A 16,992-nucleotide genomic window follows, 5' to 3' on the forward strand; every position below is an offset into this window, starting at 1 on the left:
CCCAGCCACGCTCCGTTACGATTGAAGGTTCGTCGGAGGGACGCGACCTATGTCGCCGGAACGACGCGTTCGCGGCGGTCAAGCGTCCTTCCACCAAAGTCAAACACGCGACACCGAAGCAGTCTTCATCGTGGCTTCCGTTTCCGTGTCGACCTTAAAGCCCTTCGCGGACAAATCACGACCGAGCGTCTCTGGAAGCAGAAGAGAGGCGATAATGAAGACAGTCGCAGCAGGAAGGGCCACCGCAACCATGCCGCTGAGCAAGCTTCCGCCGAAGTGGGCCGCCGCAAGAGGCACAATCACAGGCGCTATGCTGCCAAGCCCGCGACCGCCCATATAGAACGTCGACACCGCCGTCGCACGCAGGTTGACCGGATAGAGCTCAGATATCCAGACACCGGTCACGCCCAGCGCCACGTTGCCCATGCCGAAGGCGATGTAGAGCCAGAACATCGGCCACTCAAGCTTCGATCCGGCGTAGAGCTCGCTGCCCCACAAGGCCATACCGACCAAAGACCCGATCCAAAACAGCGCGGGCGCAAGAGCTCCGAAGCGCCGGCCGGCCCTATCGTTGAGGAAGCCGTTCGCAAGATAACAGATGCCGCTGACCACGGAGAGCAACACAGCGGTCGAGCGAACGACATCACCAGGGGTATGCATGTCCCGCAGCAACAGCGTCGGAATGAAGGAGACGATGCTGTAGTAGCAGAGCATGTAGCTCATCAGCCACACAAAGGCGACGATGGTCTGCCGTGCAAGCGCGTTGCGGAATAGATCCGCAAGAGGAAGTGTACGGGCTTCTGCAGTAGCTCGGCCGGCCTTGCGTTGCGCCTCATACTCCAGCCAGATCTTGGATTCAGGCATGAAGAAGCGAATGAAGATAATCAGCAGGATGGGTACGCCGCCACTCAGCAAGCCGATTCGCCAGCTCCACTCGTCGCTGAACGTCGCAATCAGCCAGATGCCCACGATCGAAGCGGTGGATGATGCAATCACGGCGCAGCCCTGAAGCGCCGCCGCGCCCAGACCACGGCTGCCCTTCTTCCAGGCCTCGTTGAAGAGCACCATGCCGACGCCGTACTCGCCGCCAAGACCGATGCCGGTGATGAACCGTAACACGGCAAGAGACCAGTAATTCCATGCGAACGCCGAAATGATCGCGGCAATGGAAAACAATGCGATCGTGAGTTGAAGCGAGGTCTTTCGGCCAAGTCGATCACCGATGACGCCGAATAGCGCTCCGCCGATGGCCGATCCGAACAATGTGAGAGCTTGCAGCGAGCCGACCTCGGTCAGCGATAGCGACATCGATCGCTGGATCGCAGGCAAGAGAAACGGAAATATCAGAACGTCGTAGAAATCGAGTATGTAGCCCAGCATCGCTGAGATCATAATCGAATACCGTTGCCGCGGCGTGTAGTCTTCCGAACTTGAGATGGTTGCCGACATTTGACGCGTTTCCTGTTGAAGGATTGAAGTCGATAGACATGACCGAGACACTTGCCGCGTCTTCGAGAGTCGAAATGCGACTTCGGTATCATTGGGAGTCGCGAGCGCGACCCCGGCATCATTCGGAGTCGCATTCGCGACTCCGGGTTGCGTGCTTGATGCGCAGGGCCTAGCGGCCCGGCGCCCTCAGCTCCGGATAAGCAAACTCGCCCTTGTCGAGGATGTGGATATCGTCGAGCCACAGGCTGCAGCCGCGAAGCGGGATGTCCAAATGACACGGCGTGTCATTCGTACCGCCGAGCTCCGTGTTCGGACCCGTCGAGAACAGGACGTTCCCGTAGAAGGAGAGCGCATTCATGATGTGCTCCGACGAGAGCTCCTGGGAAGCCGCGATGTGGTGCCAGGCGGCACGCTCGTTCGACCCCCAGCCGATATGCGAGATCGCCCAGCCGCGCGGATCGCCGAAGCTGTCGATGTAATTCTTGATGAGCAACGCGTCGGTGCCTTCGCCCTTAAGGTCGACGATGTAGCCATCCTTGATGGTCAGCATCACCGGCGACTGGATGTAACGCTTGAACGCGCAGAGGATGTCACCGGGCATCAGCACCACCGTGCCGTTGACCTCGCCGTCGGTCGCCTGAGTGAAGGCAAAGCCTGACGGGAAGTGATCCCAGCGCCCGGGCTCATCCGTGTATCCGTATTCGGAAATGACCGGGTATTGCTTCAGGCCATAAGTTACATCCGTTCCGCCGGGCGACGTGATCCGCATTTTGCTGGCCGACTGCAGGAGGGTTCGAGAGAGCTCCGTTCGCCGGCGCAGATCTTCGGTCGGGAACATCTTCTTGAGGATGTGGAATGGCTCCATCACGCGCAAGATGCGCGTGCCCGCTTCCTGAATTTCGGCTTGCTCACGAGAGAACAGCAACCCCAGGAGATCGATCACCATATCCACGCGCTTGAGCGTATCGATCGCCGGCTGGTTGCCCGTGAGCGCATGCCGGCCCTGCAAGCCCGCGACCTTGCCCTGGCCGTACTTGGGCACGTTGAGATGAAAGGTCGTTGCGCCCAGGCTTTGCGCGGCCAGCATGAAGGCTTGGGCGTATTCCTGCTGATCCTCGCCGCCGCTCAGGACCGCAACGACTTCGCCCTTCTTCACCTTGCAGAGCGTCAGCTCGGCCTTGAAGAGCTCAAGCATTTCAACATCAACGATTTGTCGGGACATCTTCACTGATCTCCTGTTTGCCGAACGTAGACACGCGGCCGTCGAACCGATCGCGCGGTCGCGCTAGAAGCTCTTCAACGATCGAAAGGAAGCCCTCGGTATCGTCGATCTGCATTTGGTGACCCGCGCTTTCCAGCGTCCTGATCGCGATGGACGGCAGCAATCTGCGGATTTCTTTTTCATCTTCGGGCCGAATGACTCCTCCCCGCCCGGCGACGATCAATGCGGTGGGGACGCTGAGATGGGCGAGGTCGCGGTGAATATCATCGTGATGAAAGCCCTTGTGGCTCTCGATAAGCGCGCGCTCGTCGCAGGTATGCATCCACTCGGCCCGGGTGCGGATGTGCTGCTCGGGCCACCGCGGAGCAGAGGGGCTTCGCAGCGCGGCGTCGGCTTCTCCGCGCTTCGCGCTTTGAAGCAATTTGAGAAGCGGTTCGACCGGAATCGGATAGGCGCGACGTCCAGGACCGGAGACCGGCGGATCGACCAATATCAGTTGGTCCATGGAGGATGGCCGCCAACGCGCAGCGCGGATTCCGATGCGGCCACCCATCGAGTGGCCCAGCAGCGTATAAGGGCCTAGTCCAAGCACTTCAGCGAACCCGATGAGGTCGGATGCGCATGCGTCGAGCGAATAGTTGAGGTGCGGGCCGCTTTCAGAAAGGCCGCGACCGCGGACATCGAGCACGAAAACGTCGTGTCCGGAGCACAGGCGCTCTGCGATGAAGGCCCATTGCGCCGCAGTCGTCGAGATGCCGGGGACAATGACGATCGCCGGCCCGGACCCGCCGAACCGCAGATAGTGCTGCCGAATGCCGTTGGCGCGCACATGCGCGCCGTAAAGCAATCCGGATGCCGCGGCGCCGGTCACGTCTGCTGATCCTTTATGCGGTCATCCGACAGCGCGTGAAGCCGCTCGATGGCGGCCTGCGTCGGCATGACATCCGCGTATTTGCTGGCGATATCGAACAGGTTGACGGCGTGGGACGTGGGCGAGCGGTCGTAGACCGCGTCGCTCGGCACAATTGATTTGAAGTTCAGCGCGCACGCATCCACGACCGACGCCCGCACGCAGCCGCTGGTCGTGCAGCCGGTCACCACCAGCGAGTCGACGCCGGCACCGATCAGATACGTCGCAAGCGGAGTGCCGAAGAACGCGCTCGCCTGCGTCTTCGGCAGGAGCAACTCGCCGGGCTCCGGGGCCACCTCACGGACGAAGTCATAGCCCTCGGGCGGGATCCGCATGATACCCGGGATCTTCGCGGAGAACGCGCCCTGGTCCTGGCCCACCTTCCGCGCGACATGCGGGAAAATCACCGGCCAATTTTTCTCGCGAAACAGCGGCACCAATTCGGCGATGTGTGCGATGGCATGCCAACCGGCCTCGCCGCAGCTGGTGGGGTATTGCTTGATCGCTTCGCGGATCGGCATCGGCCGGTCGCCGACCGAACGATACTGCACGTCGATGACCAGCAATGCTGGTCGTTTGCCGAATCCCGCCGCGCCACCCAGCCCGGCGAGCGCATAGGTCTCGCGCTCGTCCAGCGGTATCACATCGTCCCAGGGTTGCTTGGTGCCAGTCACTGTTGCGCTCCAGCGGTCCCAATCGTGAGCACGTCAGTGAAGCGGCACGGTGGTCGCGTCGTACTGGTAGATCCAATCGTATCGCGCAGCCGTCGCTTCCGGCGCCCATTGCGTCTTGATGTAGTTACCCGCTGTTTCGGCCTTGCACAGTGCCTGGTTATGGAAGATCGGCAGCATGCCGGCCGCGGACTTCACGACCTTGGTGGTACGATCGAGCCGCAGGCCCTGATACGTCTTGAGTGCCGCCGCGATGTCATCGGGATTCTCCTCGAAACAACGCGCGAGGACGGATGCATCCTCCAGGGCCATGTTCACACCCTGCCCGAGGTACGGCAGCATCGAATGGCAGGCGTCGCCGAGCAGGGTGATGCGTCCCTTCGACCACGTACCCAGCGCCGGCCGCACGAACAGGCCCCACTTATTCAGGGTATCCACATTCTTGACCAGCTCGATGATGTCCGGATGCCAGCCCTCGAAGTCCTTCAGGCATTCCTCGACCGAGCCCTTCTCCGACCAGGATTCGAGCAGCCAATCGTTATGGTCGACCTGGCCCGAAAAGGTCATCATGACCGTGTTCTGCCAGCGCACTGGATAGGCCGTGACATGCGCGGTGGGCCCGATCCAGGTTGCCACCTCGGGTTCGCGCTGATGCGGCGCAAGGCGGTCGACCGGCACGAGACCACGCCAAGCGATGGCCTTCGTATACTGGCTCTCGATGTTGCCGATGAGACCAAGACGGACCTTCGAATGAGCACCGTCTGCGCCGATCAGGGCGCGCCCTTCGATTTCGGAGCCGTCAGCGAGCTTGGCCCGAACCCCTTCGTCGTTTTGACTGAAGCCGACAACGTGGCCGTTCAGATGAATGGCACCCGGCTTCAACTGACGCACGCCGTCAACGAGGATCTTCAACAGGTGAGCGCGCAGCAGCAAATAGGGCTGGTTGCGCGCCGCGTCGGAGCTGCGGTTGTAGAGGGGCCACCTATCACCGGTGTTCCAGAGGCGGATCGAGCGTCGCTCGGCCGCGATGCAGTTCTGCTCGACCTGTTCGGTGAGGCCGAGATCCCGAAGAACGCGCACGCCGTTCATGGAGATCCAAAGACCCGCTCCCACCTCGCGCAACTCGGACGCTTGCTCAAACACGTCACAGTCGATGCCGCGACGAAGCAGCGATAGTGCCATCGCCAAGCCGCCAATGCCGGCGCCGGCAATGAGAACGCTTGATTTACTGACCTGTTCAATGCTCATGGCATCTCCAAACGATAATTGCGCTATCTCGCAACGGGTTAGGCGGCATCTTCGGAGACTTGCTCGACGGCAAGGCTCCTTACGGCTTCGAAAATCTTGGTGTATCCGGTGCAACGGCAAAGGTTGCCGTGCAGGTAGTGACGGATTTGTTCGTCGGTCGGGTACGGCGTCGCCTTCAGCAACGCTGTGACCGCCATAATGAAGCCCGGCGTGCAGAAGCCGCACTGAAGGCCACCGTGAAGCACGAACGCCTTCTGAATCCGCGACAGGCCATCGGACGGCGTCACGCCCTCAATTGTCGTGACTTCGCGCTGATCGACATCGACGGCGAGTGTGGTGCAGCTCGAGATCGGCTCACCGTCGAGCAGAACGGTGCAGGCGCCGCACACCTCCATGTCGCAGGAGCGCTTGGTTCCCTTCAGGCCAAGGCGATCCCGGATAAGATCGATCAATAGCGTATGGGTCGGAACCTCGATCGCGATCGCCTGACCGTTCAACGAGAATGAAATGGGCAGCACATGTGTCATTTCACGCGCTCCCGCCTGCGGCGATTGCCTCTTCGGCGTTTCGCAGAAGCAAGACACCTGCAAGGTGGCGCTTATAGTCGGCGCCGCCATGCCGATCCTCATTGACTTCAAGCTCATCCAGCGCCGTCGGGAGCACCGCCTCGATAGCCGGGCGGACTTCGGCGACGGATATGCCCTGGAGGGTGTCTTCGACGGCCTTCAGGAGCTGAGGTCGCGAACCGAGCGCTCCGACCCGCACGCGGGCGCTTGTGATCGTCCTTCCGCCGGCGCCGAGCGACCAGGCCATGGCGACATTCACCGAGGGCCTCTCACCATGCTTGAACCGCCGATAGGTCACCGGCCCGGTAGGGCGCGGAAACGCAATGACCGTCAGCAACTCATCCGGCTCCCGCACCGTTTCCAGCTCGCTCCGGATGAAATCGTCAGCGTGAACGACACGCGTGCCGCTGGGGCCAATAAGCACCAGCCGCGCGTCCAGCGCCGCGAGCATAGTCGGCGGATCGGCGTGGGGCTCTCCGAAGCACAGATTGCCTCCGATCGTTCCGACGCTGCGGACCCTGACGTTTGCGACGTTGGCACAGAGTGAGGACAGCGCCGGCACGTACTCGCGAATAACAGGATCACTGGCGATCTTCTTGTGCGTACAGCGTGCACCGATTTCGATGTCATTCGCATCGTTCAGAGCAATGCGATCAAGTCCAACGATTCCCTTGATGTCGACAAGCCGGTCCGTACGGATGACGCGCATCTTCATCGCCAGCAGCAGTTCAGTTCCGCCGGAGTAGAACATGCCGTCGCCGGACTCCCCGACCGCACGCACGGCGTCGGCGATCGTCGAAGGCCTCTCGAATTCGAAGGGTGACGGCAGCATGATCAGGTCGCGCCCAGCATTTCTTTGAGCCGCTTCTCGAACTCTTCGAAGTTCTGATCGACGCGACGCTTGATGACGCCGAACCCCATGGTCGCGAGGCGGCCTTGCACGTCGACCTTCGCGTCCACAGCGAATGTGGACCCCGCCCCTTCCGGCGTCACGGTCACGTCGAGAACAACCGCCAGCCTCGTCCCGGTGATCTTGTCGCGACCCGTGGCGCGCGTGCGGACGTGAGACGGCTCCGTCACCGATTCAACGATGATGTCGGCCGGGACCTCGACCTTGAAAGGACCGATCTTCTGTTTGACGGTCGCTTTGTAAGTTGCAAGCCGCTCGATTTCCTCGACGTTTTCGCAGCCGGGGATGCAACCCGATATGCGAGGGATGTCGAGCAGCGTGCTCCAAAGCTCCGCCGGCGTCGCTGGCACCACCATCGACATATTGAATTCCATGAATTCAGCTCCTCTTCTGCAGGGCGCGCCATACCTTTTCGGGCGTCATTGGTAGGTCGGTGATCCGAATGCCGTAGGTGGAGAACAGCGCGTTGGCGATCGCTGGCGCGACCGGGAGGATCGCTCCCTCGCCCATTCCCTTGGCGCCGCCTGGACCAGGTCCGTCGCCATTTTCGACAAGGATGGTGTCAAACACGGGGGGAACGTCGGAGATGCGCGGGATCGAATAATCGATCGGCGTCGCATTGATGGGTTGGCCATCCTCGAACTCCAGCACTTCATAAAGCGCGTGTCCGAGGCCCATGACGGCAGCCCCCTCGTCCTGCCCTTCCGCGGCGACGCGATTGATTACGCGGCCGACGTCAGCGGCGCTGGCATATCGAGGGACTTGGATTTCGCCGGTATCTTCATCGACAACGATTTCAGCGAGGCCCGCCGAAGTCTCCCAGAACAGGGGGGACTCGACCAAGGCGCCCTTCTTCGAGCGCGGCGTAATCGCGCCGCGGCCGATGACCTCTCCCGAGTCGACACCCAACGTGCGGTGAAAAATCTGATGGAAGGTGAGAACCTCCGATCCAGTCGATACACCACCCTCAACGAGCGACAGGTTCTCCCGGGGAAGCTCCCAGACGCCAGCAACCATTTCGAGGATCTGATCAGCCGCGTCGAGTGCGGCATTCTCGACGGAAAGGCCGACGACAACGGTCGATCGGCTTGCGCCGGTGCCCCAATCGTAAGGGGCGACGGCGGTATCGGTGCGCAAGACGGTTACCGCCGAGGTCGGCTGCTTCAAGGTCTGCGCCGCGATCCGCCCCATCGTCGCGTGCGCACCCTGGCCGACTTCGATGCTGGAGACCGAAACGAGGATCGACCCGTCGATCTTGAGACGTACGATCGCGTTACTGATCGGCGTATTGGCCGGATCGGTTGCGGCGACTGCCAGTCCGCGCGCCTGCCGGTTGGATGCTTGCACCTCCGATGCGAACGACTGGGTCACCCGACCCATCAGCTCGCCCATATCCATGTCGAGCGCCCGCAAATCGGGGCGGATGCGTTCACCGCGGGACGCCAAATTCAGCAACCGAAACTCGGCCGGATCCATGCCGATTGCCGCCGCAACATTATCCATGTGCGATTCTTTGGCCCAAACAGCTTGCGGTCCTCCGATCGAGCGGAATGCCGCACCTGGAACGGTGTTCGTGTAGACCGCGCACGCCTCGAGACGCAGATTGGGCACCACGTAAGGGCCCATGATGCGATTTGCCGATTTCGTGGCGACGGCTGAGCCTGTGTCGGAATATGCCCCTCCATCGAGCAGCAGTTTGGCGCTCTTGGCGACGATCCGTCCCTTGGCGTCCACAGCCGTTCGAATCGTAATGTCAGCGCCCAACCGTCGGCAGGTGAGCATTGAGTCAGTCATGGATTGCGCAACGCGAACCGGGCGCTGCACCTTCCACGATGCAGCGGCAACCAAAGGCTCGATCTTCACCGAGGCCTTGCCGCCAAACCCTCCGCCGACAAACGGAACGATCACGCGGACCTTGGCCAACTGCAGCCCATAGAGTCGCGACAGCACCTTCTGAACAGCGGTCGGCGTTTGTGCACCTGCCCAGACCGTCAGGGAATCGCCCTGGAAATCAGCAATGACCGCATGCGGCTCCATTGCGAAGTGAGAAATGGCTGGAAAGGTGAAACGATCTTCGTGGATGTAGGCCGCAGCCGCCTCCGCAGCCTCAACGTCTCCGACGTTATTCCGGTAAGTGTGGAATATATTGCTGTTCTGGGTCGGCCGGGCGCCGCCCTTAAAATAGAAGTCTTCGAGATTTTCGTGGCGCTCATGGATGAGCGGCGCATCTTCCGCCAGGGCTTCCCGGATGGTCGTTGCGCGCGGAAGCTCGTCGTATTCGACATCGACCATTTCTGCGGCATTTTCCGCGATCTCGATCGTCTCCGCGATCACCACTGCGACGGGCTCGCCCACATATCGCACGCGGTCGGTCGCGATGATCGGCCGGTCTTTAAGCACGACGCCCCAGCAACCGAACGAAGCGACATCTTCGCCGACGAGCACGTCCACGACGCCGTCCATCGATCGTGCGGCGCTCGTATCGATCGAAACGATGCGCGCGTGAATGGCCGGCGAGCGAACCACAAACCCGTGCAACATTCCCGGAACCGTGAGGTCGGTAACGTACTCGGCGCGTCCCGTGACCTTCTCAATCAGGTCGGGTCGAACGGAACTCATGTTGTCAGTTGCCGACATCCGCAAATCCGATGGTATCCAGATGCCTTCGCCGAAGGTTGCAGGGGCCTGCTTGGCTCCTCACGAAGGCAATCCGCGGACGCTAAGCTATTTATCACTCGTATGCAAGCGCTGCACTTGTACACAATTGGTGAGATCGTGTGCATCGGCCCCAGAATCGGAGGCAGGGCGCAACAATTCGCTTGCAGCCAATGTTCACCGCCGCGCGGTTTCAATCCTTCGATGTTCTAGATTTCAGCGCCCGGAAGACCGATGCGCCGGAAAAAGGGCAGCCGTCGCCGGAGCGCCTCGACGCGGCAAAGCGCGATAAAGCAGACTGAGGTCGAACAAAGATGGATTCCTGAGTTCAACGAATGTAGACAAACGACCGGCGCCGAAGACTTTCGGAGCTGAACATTCACACTTTTCTCAAAACGAGCTAAGGCAACGTACCGCGAGGGGACGAAAGTCGTGCAACCGAAAACAAAGGGGCGCTCGGCGGAGAGGCTGAAGGAAGCTGTACAGTCCTACAGGCTGGATGACGCACCGGGCTTCTTATTGCGCGTCGCGCTCCGTACTCACACGTCCATCTTTGCCGCGAAGATGATTGAAGGACTAACTGCACCCCAATTCTCAACGCTGGCGAAATTGAGGGAGGTCGGACCTTGCTCTCAAAACCACTTGGGACGGCTGATTCACTACGACTCAGCCACGATCACCGGCGTTATCAATCGTCTCAAATCACGTGGCCTGATCAAGAGCTCCGAGGATCCTTTAGATCCACGACGGCGAGAAATCGATTTGACTGAAAAGGGCAGGCGGGTAGCGGACGCCGCGATCGAGACTATCGGCGAGATTTCAAGCGAGACATTCGCTCCCTTGACCCGGGAAGAATTTCGAACGCTTACCGAAATCCTCAAGAAAATCATACGCCGCTGAGCCGGCCGCGGTCCACATTACGATCATCGATGAGCCGAATTCGCTGGCCAAACGTTTTAACCGACTGTGGTGAGAGAAAATGGCCCGGCGATGGAGCCGGGCCAAGTAAGGGGAGGAAGCGAAAGATAGGGATCTCTCGCGAACGCCGAATGCAGATTTCGATCGAAGATGGCTCAACGAACGATCTCAGCGGCAGAACGATCGGACACTCCGCACAGCATTTTGTACCGAAGATGATGCCCCTGCATGACTTTTCCGACATCTATCGCACGGACCTCGGTCACACACCGACAGTGCCGCGAAGAGATCAGCTGCGACCAAACCTGCTACAGTGAGATATTACCTGAGTGACTATCCTCTATTGCTTCTGCGGAGCGCGCGGATAACTTTTGTTCTGAAGCGCGCGAGGTCGAAGAGGAGTTTTGGTACTCTCTTAACCGCAATCGCTTTGCCCTCGATTGCGAGATGGAGAACTCGGACTAATCTAGCGAGACCGAGTTCTATAAATGCCTCCCGAACATGCAGGTCATTGGCTATCGTGAGTTGGTTGTTCACTATGACGATGGACGACCCTAGATTAGGCTCCCTCTCCAGAACGAAGTCTCGGCATGCTGCCGCAAACTCCTCATCTTGAGCGCTCAAAGGTACGCTGAAGACACTCCGAGCATTTTCCGCCATATTCCAGGTCCTCTATGAAGAGCCGGCGGCGAGACAGCTGCATGCTGCCTTTCGCTTTTCGGTTTCTAACCGCTCACGCGCTTCGGCGCTTTCTTCCCGCTCGGCAACACGCCCAGTTCCTTCGCGCGTCGATCCAAGACCGAAAGGATGTATCGGACACGTTCGGCTCCTGCGTTTCGATAAAGAGACCCGAGGGAAGCGAGCCAATCGGCTGTTTCATTTTGGTCCTGGTCATGCGATTGCGCATTGGCCACCTTGATCGGCGGATCGATGCGAACGGTCATTCTCGCAGCGCCAGCGAACTCCTTCCTTGGTAGCATTGAGTTGCCCGGCATATTTTGCCGAAGATCCTACCCATCTGACAGAATGCGCAGCTAAAGGGGCGCGCTATCGCCTATACTCGGCATTCCCTGCCGCGCCGCACATAGGAGCAGAGCCGATAAGGAATCATCTGCACGAGACGCATGGAGCGCGCCATTCTGCCGCGGCCGGATTGACACGCATTAATTGCAGGCGCTTTCGTTGCGCAACTACGCGCAAACTGGCTGGGTAAAGGCTCTCTCAACGATCCGCAGGCATGATGCCAAGCGGCGACCGCAACCATCAGCGACCGATCGCCTCGCGGCCGCGCGTCAGGCGAGCCGCATTCAGTCTTCTCCCGCGAATTTTCCCTCGACCGCCTTACTTTTCCGTGACGATAATGTGTCAGCGGGCTATCCTTTCAAGGGATCCTCCGCCGGCCCTATCGCCGCCTAACAGATTGGAACCGCAGTCTCCACGAGTGAATTCGATGCACAAGTCACCCGCTTTTGAAACGGATCACGGCTTTGCCCGAATGAATTTGCCGGACCTTCGGATCAATTACGATCCGATCGATCCAGACCAGTTCGACCGACCAATTGTCTCCTTCTGCATCGAGACAGGCCAGGACAACGATGAGCTACCACTTCATTCGCACAAGAAGGGGCAGTTGGTGGTCGCCTCTCATGGATCGGTCATGTGTCGTGCACCGGGCGGACTATGGATCGTTCCGCCGCAAGGTGCCGTGTGGATACCCGCGGGAGTTCTGCACAGCAACCGCGTGTCAGACAACGGAAAAGTCTACGTCGTCTTCATCGATCCGCTGGCGAGCATGCTTCCAACCACTTGCTGCACATTCACGATATCGTCGCTCGTCCGCGAGTTGATACATCGATTATCCGTATTTCCACCCTTGTATCCGATCGAGGGACCGACAAGTCGACTCGGGCGCGTATTGCTCGACGAACTGGTGCAGATGTCCACCGAACAGATGTACCTACCTATCTCTACCGATAGTCGACTTCAGCATTTGGCCGTCTCCCTTCTCAATGATCCTGCCGATCGGAGCACGGTCGAGGAGTTGGCTGCTCGATATGCGATGAGCGAGCGCACATTCGCACGTCTAGTATTCAAGGAAACCGGGATGACGTTCGGGCGCTGGCGACAGCGGCTCCACATCCTGGTCGCATTGCAGCGCTTATCGGCGGGATCTTCGGTTCAGGCCGTCTCACTCGACTTGGGCTATGAGACGCCAAGCGCCTTCATAACGATGTTCAAGAAGACAATGGGAAAAAGCCCTCGCCGGTTCCTTGCTGAGCGGTCCAGTTTCATCAGCCACGAGCCGTTCGCATAACGCGATAATCGGAGAGTCAGAGAGCTCAACCATCGAAGAGCTGCGGCCCCGGTGCGATTGTCCGGGGCCGCATCTCATCTCTTGTTCACCGCGCGTTGAACGGAACCAGCGGATACTGAAGTTCCGCTTCCGCAACGGCCCGCGGCGAGACCACACGGGGCCTTCCATTCTGGGCCTGTAGCATGGTTATGTCGCTGCCCATATTCTGGCCGGTAGCATCAAATTTGATCTTGCCGCTCGACATCAGGAACGGCGTCATGTCAGTCGCCTTGAGCGCAGCATGGATTGCTGCAGACTCCGGGGAAGCCGCGCGGGTCACCGCATCTCCGACAATCTGCACGGCTTCGAACGCGCATCCCGCGTTTCCATCGAACCAATCATTTGGATAGTCGGCGGCGAACCGCTTGAGAATGGCTTCGGTGTCCGGTGCCTTGGGGTTGCACCACAAGCCCGTCGAGATTCCGCCGTCGCCGTATTTGCCCAGCGCGTCGTAGTACGCTTTATCCTGCACGCCGTTGGAGTTCGGCGAGAAGATCATCTTGGGATTCCACCCCTGCTTGATGCATTCCCGGATGATCATGATGGCATCATTGACGCGCGTCACCGACACAAGCGCATCGGCGCCCGACGCCTTGGCTTTCGCGACCTCAACCGAGAGGTCCTTGGCCCGCTCGTCATACGGAACGTACTGAGCGATCTTCAGCGGAACGTTCTCTTCCTTCCAGGCCTGATCGATGCTTGCAGCGGTCGATTGACCCATCGTGTTGTTGAGATGAAGAACGGCGACGCTCGTCGGCGAATCCTTCAGCGTCGACAGGACCGACTTCAAGTCGGCGAGAGACTTCCTGACGATCGTCAGCGACGTGGGGTAGTAGCGAAAGACCTGGGTGAACCCTTGCGAGGTCACCTGGGTCGCGCTTGCGATATGCACCACCATCGGAACGGCCGCGGCCTCCGCGGCCTGAAGCGCCGAGATGGTTGCTCCTGAGTCCCAGGCTCCAATGAGTACCCTGCAACCTTGCCTGATGAGGCTCTCGGCGGCGATTCGCCCGTTCTCCGGCCTGCTCTGCGTATCGGCGTGGATGATTTCGATGTCGATTCCGAACTTCTCTTTGGCGAACTTCGCACCAACATTGATGCCGCGCACGCAAGCCTGTCCGGGGAACGCCAACACACCGCTGCTCGGCATGATCGCGCCGACTCGCACCTTGGTGGGGGTCGCCGCCTTGACCGGCCACGATACAAGCCCGGCGGCGATGCCAACGCCGCTGCCGAGTACGGTGCGGCGCGTTATCCCGTTTCCGATGCGATTCTTCATGTGATGTCCCCTTTTGACTGCAATGAATATTGAGGCGGTTCGGTAGGAAACTTTATGGATGGATGACGGTGCGCGCTGTAGCTCGAAAGCTGCTGCGACATGCACCCGGCACGTATGATTCGCATAAGCGGCAATGGTTCAGATCACATTCCCATCTCGGTCTTGATCAGGTTCTCTTCGGTGTCGTCGTAAAGTGTATCGATCAGCGACCGGTATCGTTCCATCAGTTGCTTTCGGCGCTTTTTTCGTGTCGGTGTCATCACGCCATTCTCCGGAGACAGCTCCTCCGGCAGTATTCGAAAGGCCTTGATTTGCTCGGCTCTCGCCAGCCGGCTGTTTGCTTTGGCAATCTCGCCTTCAATCATTCGGACGACCACCTCGGAATTTGCCAGGTCCGAATACTGTGCGATCTTAAGATCGCGCGATTTCGCCCAATCCATCGTCGCGGTCGCGTCGACTTCGATCAACGCGGTGAGATACTTCTTTCCTTCTCCGATCACCGCCGCTTCGGAGATGAACGGACTATGGCGGACCTCGTTTTCGATCTGGGTGGGGCTGATTGACTTCCCGTTGGATGTATTGATGATTTCTTTTTTGCGATCGATCAGCTTGAAAAGCCCGGTCGGTCCGACTTCGACGATATCTCCGGTATAGAGCCAACCGTCCCGCAGAGCCGACTTGGTTTCCTCGGGCTTATTCCAGTATCCAACAAAGAGTCCCGGTCCGCGGGTGATCATTTCCCCGTCTTCAAGAACCGCTGTCTCCCACGCCGGATCCTGCAAAGGCATTCCGACGGTACCGGCCTCAGGCCATTCTGCCATCTGGACCAGGTTGGCTCCGACCAGTTCTGTCTGGCCGTAGCACTCCTTAAGCTGAAGTCCCCACAATTGCCACAGAGACATCAGTTCGGAAGGCATCGCCGCCGAGGACGTGAAGGCAACCGTGAGTTCTTCGAATCCGACTTCGGCAAGCAATGGACGGAATATCTGTTTCCGGCAGACCTCGAAGAGCCCGGATATGAAAGGGTCTGGCTCACCACCAGCCTGACGATCATCAAGCGCCTTGCGGGCGATCTTCATCGCGAATTGATAGTCCTGCTTCTGCCTCGCAGACCCGGAATGAACCTTGCTGAGGATCTGCGTGGCAAACCGCTGAAAGAACCGCGGCGGCGCCATGAAGTAGGTCGGCTTGACTTCCTTGATCGTTTGAGCGAAATCCGCGCTCGTCTCGCCAAAATACGGAACCATTTTTGCGATCAATGGCATTGTCGTGGCTTGCGCGCGCGCGACGGTATGCGACATCGGCAGATGGACGACAACGCGATGAGTGTCGGTGCGCATGCGCATGGTGAACGTCGTTACGCAGTGCGCGCCGGCAAGCAACGAGAGATGCGTCAGCATCGCACCTTTCGGGAAGCCTGTGGTGCCGGAGGTATATCCGATGCTCGCCAGATCGCTGGCCTTGGCTTTCGCCGCCTGCTCCCGCAAAAATGCGTCGGTATCGACCGGAGCCGTCCCGCAAAAGTCCTTCAGGGAGACGACATTTGCCGCTCCGCCGGCCCCGTTCCATGCAGCATCCAGCATAATGATCTTTTTCAGCTTTTCAGCCTGTCCCGATCCAAGGACGATGCCCAGCTGAAGCTCGCTGCCGACGAAGGCGAAGGACGCTCCGGAATCGCTCAGATAGTAGCCGACTTCTTCCGGCGACGAGGTGAAGTAGACACCGACCATCACGGCGCCGGCGCAGATCGTCGCCATGTCCGCAAGCAGCCACTCCTGGGACACGTCCCCCATGATGGCGATGCGGTCCCCACGCTCGAGCCCGGCTTTCTGCAGGGCAACCGCCAAGCTTGCGACCCGATCCGAATACTGCTTCCACGTCACGGCGATCCACTCGCCGTGACGCTTCTGGTGATACGCGACCGCGTCCGGGCGTTCGGCTCTTCGCGCGCCCAAAAGCTGCGGAATGGTCACGTCGACGAGTTGAGCTCCCGACGTAACGGATTCGACGTCCATCTTATCGCTCCGCGAAGCGCTTCCGCTTCTCTGCAAATGCGGCTACAGCCTCGCGACGCTCCGGCGATGCGAAGGTAAGCATCTCCAGCGCGGCCGAAGTATCGAGAAGCAGGTGTGCGTACTGCTTGATGATCTTGTTGACGCTGTATTTCGTCCAAATGATCGATTCCTGCGGCCCCCCTGCAAGCATCTCGGCGTACTCGATTGCAGCGTCTCTGACGTCCCGGTTCGAAATGACTTCGTTGATCATCCCCATCGACGCCGCTTTCTCTGCGGAAATGAAATCGCCCGTCATGAGATAGTGCTTCGCTCGCACAGGCCCCATCAGAAGAGGCCAGATCACCGCGCCACCGTCGCCCGCAACGACGCCAGCGGTTACGTGCGTGTCGGCAAATCGCGCGGTCGGGTTTGCGAAGATGACGTCGCAAAACAAGGCAAGCGTTGCGCCAAGACCGACGGCAACGCCGTTGACCGCCGCGATGAGCGGAACTTCGACTTCGAGCATATTGCGGATAAGGTGACGTCCGCTCCTTGTCGGCGACGGAAGCTTGCCCTTGTCGAGCGACTTCTGATCGCCGCCCGAACAGAAGCCGCGTCCCGCGCCGGTCAGCACGATCGCACGGACCGACTTGTCCTTATCGAGATCCACGAAGACCTGCTCCAGTTCCTCGTGCATGTCCCAATTGATCGCGTTCAGAATTTCCGGCCGGTTCATCGTCACGACGGCAACGCCGCTGGCGCGCTTCTCGATGATCAGATACTTGTAGCTATGCTGTTGCATTGGTCTTTCCCTTTT

General features: G+C 59.6%; 16 protein-coding genes. 3 read left to right on the forward strand and 13 right to left on the reverse strand.

Annotation, left to right across the window (positions count from 1 at the left end):
- Positions 1-99: 99 nt before the first annotated feature.
- The 9 genes from ACZYOF_RS02030 to ACZYOF_RS02070 all read right to left on the reverse strand — a co-directional run bounded on the left by ACZYOF_RS02030 (position 100) and on the right by ACZYOF_RS02070 (position 9,613).
- Positions 100-1,449: an MFS transporter gene (locus ACZYOF_RS02030; RefSeq protein ID WP_463714631.1), complete on the reverse strand. Its 1,350-nt coding sequence runs from the start codon at positions 1,447-1,449 to the stop codon at positions 100-102.
- A 169-nt stretch (positions 1,450-1,618) separates the two neighbouring features.
- Positions 1,619-2,671, reverse strand: a complete 1,053-nt coding sequence (locus ACZYOF_RS02035; protein WP_463714632.1) for a M29 family metallopeptidase — start codon at positions 2,669-2,671, stop codon at positions 1,619-1,621.
- Positions 2,652-3,518: an alpha/beta fold hydrolase gene (locus ACZYOF_RS02040; RefSeq protein ID WP_463714633.1), complete on the reverse strand. Its 867-nt coding sequence runs from the start codon at positions 3,516-3,518 to the stop codon at positions 2,652-2,654. The genes ACZYOF_RS02035 and ACZYOF_RS02040 overlap by 20 nt, the downstream gene beginning before the upstream one ends.
- 20 nt (positions 3,519-3,538) lie before the next feature.
- Positions 3,539-4,255: an isochorismatase family protein gene (locus ACZYOF_RS02045; protein WP_463714634.1), complete on the reverse strand. Its 717-nt coding sequence runs from the start codon at positions 4,253-4,255 to the stop codon at positions 3,539-3,541.
- 33 nt (positions 4,256-4,288) lie between these two features.
- Positions 4,289-5,500, reverse strand: a complete 1,212-nt coding sequence (locus ACZYOF_RS02050; RefSeq protein WP_282531696.1) for an FAD-dependent monooxygenase — start codon at positions 5,498-5,500, stop codon at positions 4,289-4,291.
- A 38-nt stretch (positions 5,501-5,538) separates the two neighbouring features.
- The gene (locus ACZYOF_RS02055; protein ID WP_463714635.1) at positions 5,539-6,027 is read right to left on the reverse strand and encodes a (2Fe-2S)-binding protein; all 489 of its coding nucleotides are present in this window, start codon (positions 6,025-6,027) and stop codon (positions 5,539-5,541) included.
- Between the two features lies 1 nt (position 6,028).
- Positions 6,029-6,898, reverse strand: coding sequence for an FAD binding domain-containing protein (locus ACZYOF_RS02060; protein ID WP_463714636.1), 870 nt, complete (start codon positions 6,896-6,898; stop codon positions 6,029-6,031).
- A 2-nt stretch (positions 6,899-6,900) separates the two neighbouring features.
- The gene (locus ACZYOF_RS02065) at positions 6,901-7,338 is read right to left on the reverse strand and encodes a CoxG family protein (protein WP_245475674.1); all 438 of its coding nucleotides are present in this window, start codon (positions 7,336-7,338) and stop codon (positions 6,901-6,903) included.
- A gap of 16 nt (positions 7,339-7,354) precedes the next feature.
- Entirely contained in the window at positions 7,355-9,613 is a 2,259-nt protein-coding gene (locus tag ACZYOF_RS02070) for a xanthine dehydrogenase family protein molybdopterin-binding subunit (RefSeq protein ID WP_463714637.1), read from the reverse strand.
- A gap of 191 nt (positions 9,614-9,804) precedes the next feature.
- On the opposite strand from ACZYOF_RS02070, the gene ACZYOF_RS02075 reads away from it, so the two are divergent.
- Both ACZYOF_RS02075 and ACZYOF_RS02080 read left to right on the forward strand, forming a co-directional pair.
- The gene (locus tag ACZYOF_RS02075) at positions 9,805-9,933 is read left to right on the forward strand and encodes a hypothetical protein (protein WP_283813493.1); all 129 of its coding nucleotides are present in this window, start codon (positions 9,805-9,807) and stop codon (positions 9,931-9,933) included.
- A 130-nt stretch (positions 9,934-10,063) separates the two neighbouring features.
- A complete protein-coding gene (locus ACZYOF_RS02080) occupies positions 10,064-10,531 on the forward strand; it encodes a MarR family winged helix-turn-helix transcriptional regulator (RefSeq protein WP_165420968.1) in 468 nt (155 codons plus the stop codon).
- Positions 10,532-11,274: 743 nt separating this feature from the next.
- On the opposite strand, the gene ACZYOF_RS02085 is transcribed toward ACZYOF_RS02080, so the two are convergent.
- Positions 11,275-11,493 carry a hypothetical protein gene (locus ACZYOF_RS02085; RefSeq protein ID WP_463714638.1) on the reverse strand — a complete coding sequence of 73 codons (219 nt, stop codon included), beginning with the start codon at positions 11,491-11,493 and terminating at the stop codon, positions 11,275-11,277.
- Between the two features lie 506 nt (positions 11,494-11,999).
- Between ACZYOF_RS02085 and ACZYOF_RS02090 the strand changes: the two genes are divergently transcribed.
- Positions 12,000-12,863, forward strand: coding sequence for an AraC family transcriptional regulator (locus ACZYOF_RS02090; protein WP_282531702.1), 864 nt, complete (start codon positions 12,000-12,002; stop codon positions 12,861-12,863).
- Between the two features lie 85 nt (positions 12,864-12,948).
- Here ACZYOF_RS02090 and ACZYOF_RS02095 read toward each other — a convergent pair whose 3' ends face one another.
- The 3 genes from ACZYOF_RS02095 to ACZYOF_RS02105 form a co-directional block, all read right to left on the reverse strand.
- Positions 12,949-14,181: an ABC transporter substrate-binding protein gene (locus ACZYOF_RS02095; protein ID WP_282531703.1), complete on the reverse strand. Its 1,233-nt coding sequence runs from the start codon at positions 14,179-14,181 to the stop codon at positions 12,949-12,951.
- 143 nt (positions 14,182-14,324) lie between these two features.
- Positions 14,325-16,196 (reverse strand): AMP-dependent synthetase/ligase, encoded by a 1,872-nt coding sequence (locus ACZYOF_RS02100; protein ID WP_463714639.1) that lies wholly within the window; start codon positions 16,194-16,196, stop codon positions 14,325-14,327.
- A gap of 1 nt (position 16,197) precedes the next feature.
- Complete coding sequence (locus ACZYOF_RS02105) at positions 16,198-16,977, reverse strand: enoyl-CoA hydratase/isomerase family protein (protein WP_282531705.1); 780 nt, start codon at positions 16,975-16,977, stop codon at positions 16,198-16,200.
- Positions 16,978-16,992: the final 15 nt, after the last annotated feature.

It is taken from the genome of Bradyrhizobium sp. LeoA1Lang, from assembly GCF_055413685.1.